Raw genomic sequence first — 7974 nt, 5'->3', positions numbered from 1 at the left:
CGATTTACACCACGATTGATAACATGATGATAACCAGCAATATCAACTCTTAATCTTGTAGGTATTAAAAATCCTTATTTATTTTATTATGTCGATAGTTAAAAATTATATCATAAAAGTGGAGATTCATTCACAGGGGTGGAGATTCATTCACAGGGGTGTATCTCAGGAAAGATCGCTGAAAATAAGGTTCTGAGCTTAACTAAACACCATTGATACTGTCCCCGGATTTTCTAAAGACTGTTTTCCCGTTTTTTCCATTCCCATTGATAAATTCTATTTTCATACATTACAGTTATATTATTGATTCCATCTGCTGTAATCGTATATTTTCCTTTTTTCCAAATGTATGTTTCATTCGGTATTGGTTGAAGAAGATATGTTACTAAATACTCTGGTCCAAAAACAAAAGAGAGTCCAATTGTTACACTCACTCCAAACCCAAATGCCAACCATCTTCTTTTAACTTCAGGTTCACCCCACATCTCTTTTAGCTGATCTACATTTTCTGCATCAAATGAGAATGTAACACCTTCATCAAACTTTTCAATATCAGAGTACTCTTGCTTTAGAGTGTCCATATCTTTAAGAAAGTCTTCTTTGTTAACTGGGGTATGCATAAAGTTTTCTTTTGAAGCACAACCATTAAAGGTAAGCACTATAGCAAGAACTAAAAGAAGTATTTTTGACATTTAACTCTCCTTTGTATCTGACTTTTTTAAATAATATAGTAAACCAAAAAGTACAATAGAATTACCAATCCATATGTAACTTGCTTCTAAAAAATACACTTTTTCATCTGGTGCAGCATAAAGTGCTATTAGCGATAATAATACACCAAAAACTACAAATACCACTACTAGTAAAACTGTAATTATTTTTTTCATTTTTTATCCTTGACTTTTATTTTTCCAAAAGACATGTAAACCAAAAATATTATTAATAATATTTGAAGAACAGTCGATTGAGTTGATTCTATGACATAAGACTTACCTCCATTAAAAGAACCGTTTATCATAAGTTGAATAAAATTTATGATGCTAAGAAACAACATTATTCTTGCTCCAATTCTCATGGTTTTAATACACTTGGAACTAATTCAACACCTGTAATATTTTCAAATCCAGCGACAAAAGAACCATAGTTGTTACCTGGAGAACTTCCACCATAATAACCATCTAATGTTTCTATAGCAATTGCTGTTTCCCCTGGATAATAATAAGCATACCCAGCCCCAACTTCCATAGCAGGTGTAGCAAATATTCCACCAGAATGTACTAGTAAGCCTTTGGCATACCATGGTGTATTATTCCACATACGAGGTAAGCCATTTAATAAACCTTCAAACCCTCTAACAACACCATTACCTATTCTACTCTTTTGGCTTCCAATTTTACTCAAACCAGCACCTAATCCTGACACGATTCTCGTAAATCCACTTGGTTTAGTGTAAGTATTATCTGCCTTATCAATTCCAAGTACATTATCACCCGGATTTGAACTACTTGGATTATTATAATTACCAACTGTAACATTATAAGATGAAGTACCTGCTCCATTTAGCAATTTATTTTTAGTTCCTTGTCTTGTTCTATCTATCAAGTCATTAATCCTTTGCTGTTGTTCTACTCGACCTTGAGAATCCTCTCCCCATTCTACTACTGTAAAATCGGGAACACCACTGTTTCCACCTGAACCTATATAGATTTGGTTTCTTTCGCTCTCTTCTTCGTTTGGATTATAGTCTATCATTGATGCTCCTGTAGCCATAAGAACAGGCCCCCAATATAACCCACCTAGTGCCTGACCCCATGGTGTAAGTCCTATAGCTCCAACTACAATTAAAATAGCACCACCAATCTTATACCTGTACTGATGTAGTGTTTCTCCTACATCTTTCCATGCATTACTAACTGAGCTTCCTGCATCTTTCCAAGCATTACTAATAGCACTACCTATACTACTTATACCCCAATGCCCACTAGGATCAATATACTTCAAAGGATTATTTCTTACATAAGAGTATCTATTGAAACTCTGTGTATCGTACATATAAGGTATTATACTATCTGCACTTAAAAACCTAGCTATGGTTGGGTCGTATAGTCTTGCATTCATGTTTATGAAGTGTGTTTCTTCTATATGTTCGTGTCCTGTGTAGCCTCTTTTAGTTTTTGGTGGCGTTTGGGTTTTTTTACCATCTTTATCTAGGTTTAGTTTTTCTCCGAATGGTTTATATGCCATTCTACTCTCTACTACTCCTTGGTTGTTTGTTATGGTGTCTACTGAGTTTAGAGAGTCGTAGTGTAGGTACTTTGTTGATGTTTCATTTAGGCTACTTGTATATATTGACATTACTTTAGAGTCTACATATATGAAGTACTTATCTTCTTCACTGTTATCTTTGTTTATCTTTTTTTCATAAGACTTATCTATGTAGTAAGAAGTGTATTTATCTGTACTCTTTTTATATCTGTTATGGTTAGTATCGTAGCTAAAGTTTATGGTGTCTGTTGGTGTTTTTAGTTTAGCTACTTTGTTAAACGCCGTGTACTCGATGAAAGTACCATTGTTGTTTATCATGTTACCGTTTAGGTCGTAAGTGAAACCTTTGTTTCCGGCTCCGGTAACTTGATGAGGGCTGTTTCCTGTGTAGCTATAAGAACCTATGTCTGACTTGTATGTCATGTTACCTATGGTGTCATAGTCATAGCTTAGTTGTATGAAGTCATCTTGTGTTGTACTTGATGCTGATACTACTCTGTTTAGGTTATCATACTCGTAGGCTTGTATGACTTGTAGTTTTTTATCCTCTCTAGAAGTTACATTTGCTACTAAGTCATACTCGAAGTTTAACTCCCTTATGGCATCGTTGAAGTTATAGCCTGTTTTTATGGTGTTTAGTACTCCTGAAGTATCATACTCTTTAGTAGTTATCAGTCCATTTCCTGAGATGTACTTAGTTACTCGTGAGTAGCTATCTTGTCTTAGAACTTTATAGAAGTAGTTGTACTCTGTGTCATCAAGTATCACTTGGTAGGCTTTGTTTACTTCGTAACCATCTTCTGATCTTTGAGAGTAGTTTTCTGCTATAGCAAGTGCTTCCTTGGACTGACTTACTGCATTTTTAGCTAGGTTTAGGTAGTAGTTTTCTCCTCTTGCCATCCAGCTACTATCTGAGTTTGCATAGTTTTCATAGAGACTTGCTCTATTCTCATAATGTTGAGCTATTTTTAAGTACATACTTGAGTAGTAAGCATATCTTGCACTATACCAGTTGTATTTATCTGCTAGTCTTGTAAAATATCTACTAGCCCAGCCACCCCACCAGTTAGCATAACGATTTGCCAGTGACATATAGTTATTTGCTACACTTTTATAGTAAGCTGCTTGGTGTTTATACTTCTGTCCGTAGTACTCGTATCTTGCAGCATGAGTTCTAAGTTGTTTAGCATAGTTTAAGTACATATCTTTATAACTACTATATCTTGCAGCTATTTGAGTATAGTATGCAGCTTTTGCTGTGAGTTGTTTCGCTTTTTCTTTATACTCTAGTGATTTTGCGTAGCTATCTATTGCATCATCTAAAGTATTTTCTATAAGTGACACAAAGTGTTCAGGGTCAAAGTCTTTTATCTGCTCTTTTGGAGACTTTATCGCTGATAGATAACCGTAGTCGTTATATACATTTTTTACTATGAAGTTTTTTGGAAGTGTTTTTGTGTCAAGTCTTCCATAAGCATCATAAGTATATGACTTTTTAAATGTTTTGTTATCGGTAGTTGTTGTTGCAGATTTAAGTCTAAGAAACTCATCATAAGAGTACTCTTTTATGAAGTTTGGTTTGCTCTCTTTATGGAGTCTCCCTTTTTTAGTTGTATCATACTGCCAAGTTGACACTACTCCTGCTATGTTTTGAGAAGTTTTTCTTCCTAGTATGTCATAAGTCATACTTGTTGTTTGACCTTTAGAATCTGTTTGAGTCTTTAGTTGTCCTAATGCTGTGTAAGTATAATCCCATTCTCCCATATCAGGATCATTTTGCTGAGTCTTGTTACCAAATATGTCATACTTTAGTACTATCTCATTACCTTGTGTATCTGTCGTTTTTACAAGGTTTGAACCTGCATCATATGCATAGAGTTCATATGCGTTTTCTTCTTCTTGCACTTTGACTATCTTACCTAGTACATTTTTAGTAGTGGATTTCTCTTGTCCTTTGGCGTTTGTGTTTATGAGTGTGTACTTATCATATGCATTTGTACTTGTTGCTCTTTGGTTGTTTGGTGCTGGCATATCTATGGTTTTTACTCTTTGGTATTTGTCATATGTCAGGTAAGTATACTCAGCAGGCTCAGTATCTGTGTATGGAGAAGACTTTCTCTTTACATTTCCGATGGCGTCATAAAAAGTATCTTCATATATCTTACTTCCACCAAAGCCTATATTTACTGTTCTTAACTCTTGGTTTAGTTTAGAGAAGTATGTTGTGACACTAGGGCTACCATCACTTTTGACAGTTATAGTGTAGTAACTATTTGCTATAGAGTTATCAAAGTTATAGTCATAAATAGTTGTAGTTCCATCTGGTCTAGTTTCTTGTATTTTTTTACCAAAACTATCATAAAGAAACGATGTAACTAGTCCATTTGGACTTGTTACTTTTAGTACTTGTCCATCTTGGTTGTATTCGTTTGTTTGAGTATGTCCTAGGGCATTTGTGACTTTTAAAGCAAACTTACCAAGAGGATCATAGGTAGTTGTTGTTGACCTACTTGTTATATCTGCACCACTTACAAGTTCTTTTATTTTATTACCATACCTATCATATGTGTATGATTTCTTTAACCATTTAGTATTAGTTGGTTCTATTATTTCTGTTTTTAAGATTCCTGTTTGGGTGTCGTAGGTAAATGAAGAAGTTTTAGTTTGTGTATCACCATATGCTTCATCTATAACCTCTGCGTTTGTCAGTCTTGCTAGTATCCAGCTTGAAGTGTCATTAGTGTATGTGTTGTTGGCTGTTTTTGTGAAAACATCACCTGTTGTTTCATCTGTTATTGTTGATATGATTGTTTTAGTGTTACCAAAAGAGTCGAAGTTACTGTTTTGTGTAGTTGTTGTTTTTAGTAAGACTCCATTTTCATAAGACTTTGATGTTTGTAATGGGGTTTGTATCTGATAAGTACTATTTTTATAAGTACTTGAGTATTCATGGTCTACTTCTGAAACAAGCTCACCTTGAAGATAGGACATATTTTTAGAGGTAGTTCCAATATATGGATAATTTTGATTAAAAGTATTAACAGTTTTTATTTTACTGAGACTATTTTCTGTTATAACTTTTGAAAATCCTAAAGATCCTAAGCCTTCGAGATTTACTTTTAATCCTTCATACTTATAACTAGTCTTCATCTTTACACCATTAGAGACTACTGATACTACAGCACTAACAACTTGTTGTGCAGACTGTATGTCTAGTGTTGGGTAGGCTGCATCTGCATGCTTTGTGTATACACTGGAGTCGTTTAAGTGTTTATAGTTGATTTTAATAGTATTTTTAAAAGAGTCAGTTATTTTTGTGAGTTTGATTGCTTTACTTTGGTTAAACCAAACCTTATTTACACTACCTGTTTCAAGTAAATCGACCATTCCATCAGCATTAAGGTCTGCAAAAGTAATTTCTTCACTCTTAGAGTTTACTGCTACTAAATCACTAAAAGCACTAAAAGCTCCTTTTCCATCATTAATCCATATTTTATCATCCCCGCTTCGAACTTCGTAGATATCTATAATACCGTCTCCATTCATATCCACAAATTTCATATTCTTTGAAATTATGTTTATATGTTGCGAAGTCACTACTGTAAGAAATTCACTTCCCGTATTAAAATGTATTGTGTCTTTATTACCATCATTTATTTGATATATATCAATTAAACCATCTCCATTTAAGTCAACTAACTTCATATTTTTGGACTCTCTAGGCATTTGTGTATATACTTTTTTACTAAAGACAGCATTTCCATCATTAAAATATATATTATGAGTACCTTTAGTAAATTCATAAATATCTGTATATCCATCATTATTCATATCAAGTAAAAAAATGTTTTCGTTTGTTGCAGTTAGTGGTAATGTTTTATCTTTGTTAAACACACCTGCACTATTTCTAAAATATATAGTTTTATTTATAAGAAGGTCAACATTACCATCTAAATTAAAATCAGCTAGTTTAATTGCACTCATTGGAGTGTACAAAAGATTATATGTATTAAAAAGTGAAAAAGTACCTTGCCCATCGTTTACAAATGTACGAAAACTTCCAAACCCTTGTGCTAATATATCAATATCTCCATCACCATCAAAGTCTGCAAACTTAATTCCATTATTAAAAACATTTGTATTAATGTTCTTTAAAATTCCAAAGCTACCATCGCCTTTCCCAAAAGCAATATGATTGTTATCATACATATCAAGATATGAATCTCCATTGAAATCAATATACACTGCTGTTTTACTTCTTAGTGTAATTGTACTTTTAGTTAAGCCAAACTTTTGTTTTGTGGACTCAAATTCTATTGGCTCTAAACAACTCCCACTTGAGCACTCTGTTACACTATTTAGTATTGATTTATCAAGCTTACTTTCTTGTGTCTTATACTTTAAACTATAACTTCGTAAAGTAACACTATCACTTTTTATAGAAATAGACTTTACTCGTCTGTGCAGTCGGATAACTGTACCAGTGCTAAACCCATAAAAGTCATCTTTTTTTTCTTCATAATTTAGCTCTATTTTATTGTTTGCATAAGTTATATCTTTAAGATAAACTTCAACCTGACTTGAAGAGTAATTGTATTGAACACTATTTTCATATCTATCACTAATCTTTGTTATGAACCAGTTTTTATTTATAAGAGTATATTCTTTGATATCACCTGCTTTTGTCCAGACTTTAAAATCACCATCTTTATAAATAATTTTAGAATATGTGTCTATTTTAGTTTTATACTCAGAATTGTTTCCCCATTTAGTTCCTGAGACTAAAACTAACCTCTGTCCATCCATACAGATATTATCACTTGTGTCATACTTAACACTTTGTTTTTTCCCATCAAACGCCATGTTAGAACCACATCTACTTATGGTACTTAGTCCTGTGATATTCCAGCCTTGACCGAAGTAAGCATTTGCTCCATTTGAGTTATAACTTAAAGATACTTTTGGTTGCACACCAGCTATACCGACAGGAAGATTTAAAGGTACTGAGTAGTTTAGTGCTCCGCTATTTACAGATAGTTTTCCTTGTAGATTACTAACTGTGTTGGCGTTTAGAAGTGAAAACCATGAGAAAAACAGAACTATGAGTAGTTTAGCTTTCATTGCTTAACTCCTCTAGTTCTATTTGTAAAGCTTTAAGCTCATCGGTTAATTTTTGATTTTGTGCATCATTTTTTAAAAGTGTTTTTTGAGGTTTAAGTGTGAGGTCATTTTGAGTGATAAAAGCATCAGCTTCTTCTATAAGAGCATCAACATCATCATTAAGTTTTTTTATTTGATGGGATTCTTCTATCTCTTGCATTCTACTAACGATTTCTTTTTCTTTAAAGACTTCGTCATAGTTAGAAACTTTCTGACTTTGAGGTTTTACAAGTTTATTTTCTTCTTGATTCCCCCCCCCCATTTTGTAACACATACATTACAGTCAATCCAACAACAATGGATAAACCAATAAAAACATTTTTACTTAACATTTAATACCTCTTCTAATTTTTTAGGCATTATAGTGTGTAAAACTTATATAACCTTTAGTAACTAATCACCCTCTCTAAACTACACCCCTGTGAATGAATCTCCACTTTTTACAACTTTGCTAATCAAAGATTTAGAAAGATTGAGATAACTTGCGATACTCGCTTGTGAGTATCCATCTAAATATGCATTCATTATAGCGATGTTTCTATCTTGTTT

5 protein-coding genes are annotated in these 7974 nt (G+C 33.1%); all 5 read right to left on the bottom strand.

Annotated features, from left to right (window positions below):
• Positions 1–233 precede the first annotated feature (233 nt).
• Positions 234–692 (bottom strand): hypothetical protein, encoded by a 459-nt coding sequence (locus tag HOG88_RS01720; RefSeq protein WP_295002491.1) that lies wholly within the window; start codon positions 690–692, stop codon positions 234–236.
• Positions 693–887 (bottom strand): hypothetical protein, encoded by a 195-nt coding sequence (locus tag HOG88_RS01715; protein ID WP_295002489.1) that lies wholly within the window; start codon positions 885–887, stop codon positions 693–695.
• A gap of 184 nt (positions 888–1071) precedes the next feature.
• Entirely contained in the window at positions 1072–7386 is a 6315-nt protein-coding gene (locus tag HOG88_RS01710) for an FG-GAP-like repeat-containing protein (protein ID WP_295002487.1), read from the bottom strand.
• Positions 7376–7687 (bottom strand): hypothetical protein, encoded by a 312-nt coding sequence (locus HOG88_RS01705; protein WP_295002485.1) that lies wholly within the window; start codon positions 7685–7687, stop codon positions 7376–7378. Before HOG88_RS01705 ends, HOG88_RS01710 begins: the two co-directional genes overlap by 11 nt.
• Positions 7688–7836: 149 nt before the next feature.
• The gene (locus HOG88_RS11870; RefSeq protein ID WP_367234314.1) at positions 7837–7950 is read right to left on the bottom strand and encodes a helix-turn-helix domain-containing protein; all 114 of its coding nucleotides are present in this window, start codon (positions 7948–7950) and stop codon (positions 7837–7839) included.
• Between the last annotated feature and the right edge of the window lie 24 nt (positions 7951–7974).

It is taken from the genome of Sulfurimonas sp., from assembly GCF_018698455.1.
GTDB lineage: Bacteria > Campylobacterota > Campylobacteria > Campylobacterales > Sulfurimonadaceae > Sulfurimonas.
The sequence above is the reverse complement of the archived record's forward strand: the minus strand, read 5'-3'. Positions and strand labels throughout refer to the sequence as shown.

Bases quoted from the DNA above. Each gene is read 5' to 3' on its own strand.
- HOG88_RS01720 (WP_295002491.1), bottom strand. From the start codon at position 692: ATGTCAAAAATACTTCTTTTAGTTCTTGCTATAGTGCTTACCTTTAAT.
- HOG88_RS01715 (WP_295002489.1), bottom strand. From the start codon at position 887: ATGAAAAAAATAATTACAGTTTTACTAGTAGTGGTATTTGTAGTTTTT.
- HOG88_RS01710 (WP_295002487.1), bottom strand. From the start codon at position 7,386: ATGAAAGCTAAACTACTCATAGTTCTGTTTTTCTCATGGTTTTCACTT.
- HOG88_RS01705 (WP_295002485.1), bottom strand. From the start codon at position 7,687: ATGGGGGGGGGGAATCAAGAAGAAAATAAACTTGTAAAACCTCAAAGT.
- HOG88_RS11870 (WP_367234314.1), bottom strand. From the start codon at position 7,950: ATGAATGCATATTTAGATGGATACTCACAAGCGAGTATCGCAAGTTAT.